The 1036-nt window shown below is 55.1% G+C and carries 1 pseudogene; it reads left to right on the top strand.

Annotated elements, in window-relative coordinates:
• Positions 1-48 precede the first annotated feature (48 nt).
• A pseudogene (locus HU750_RS27270) lies at positions 49-1036 on the top strand (IS3 family transposase); the annotation flags it as partial.

Raw genomic sequence — 1036 nt, 5'->3', positions numbered from 1 at the left:
TGGACTGCCCCCAAGAAGTTGGACACCAATCCAACCCTTGGGGGATCTATGGGCAAGTACACCGAGCAGTTCAAGCTCAAGGCGATTGCAGCCTACCTTGATGGCAGCCACGGCTTCCGAAAAGTGGCTCGTCACTTTGGCATCGATTTCAGCCTGCTGAGGCGCTGGGTGGCCAGCCACCAAGCCGACTCCAGCATCGGCCGACGCCCTCACGGCCGGCGTTATAGCGAAGAGTTCAAGCATCGGGTGTTGAAGTACATGCATGAACATCGGCTCTCTTTGCGCCAAACAGCCGCCCATTTTGATCTCGGACAGTCTTCGCAGATAGGCATTTGGCAACGACGGTACTACAGTGGTAGCCCCGCAGCGCCTACTGCCGCCAAACCAAGAAAGCCTACTCACGTGCCAAAGAAAATTAAGCCAGTCGAGCCCACTGATATCGATGACGCGCAAAAGCCCCGCGAGCAGCTGCTGGCTGAGCTCGAATACCTGCGCATGGAGAACGCTGTCCTAAAGGAGCTCAAAGCTATGCGCGAGGAGAAGGAGCGAATACAGACGAAAAAGTCCTGATCGTCTGCAAGCTCAAGCGCAGATTTCCTTTACCTGACCTCCTGCGGATGGTCAGGCTGGCGCGCAGCACCTTCTACTACCAGCTCAAAAGCCAACAGAAGCCGGACAAGCATGCTGAGCTCAAAGAGCAGATACAGCGTGTCTATCACGAGCACAAAAAGCTGTATGGCTATCGACGCGTGGCGCTCGTGATCAGAAACAACGGGACCCTGGTTAACAAGAAGGTCGTTGAGCGGTTGATGGCTGAGCTAGACCTGAGATCGGTCGTGCGGCCCAAGAAATTCCGTTCCTACCGGGGCGTAGTGGGCAAAGTGGCAATGAATCTTTTAGAGCGTAACTTCGTGGCTCAACGGCCCAATCAGAAGTGGGTAACCGATGTAACCGAGTTCAAGGTCGCCGAGCAAAAGCTCTACCTCTCACCCGTCATGGACTTGTACAACGCCGAGATCGTGGCATACGAAATGGC

The sequence above is a fragment of the Pseudomonas sp. SWRI50 genome, assembly GCF_014269095.1.
GTDB classification, from domain to species: domain Bacteria; phylum Pseudomonadota; class Gammaproteobacteria; order Pseudomonadales; family Pseudomonadaceae; genus Aquipseudomonas; species Aquipseudomonas kermanshahensis.
This window is presented reverse-complemented; position numbering and strand designations above follow the sequence as displayed.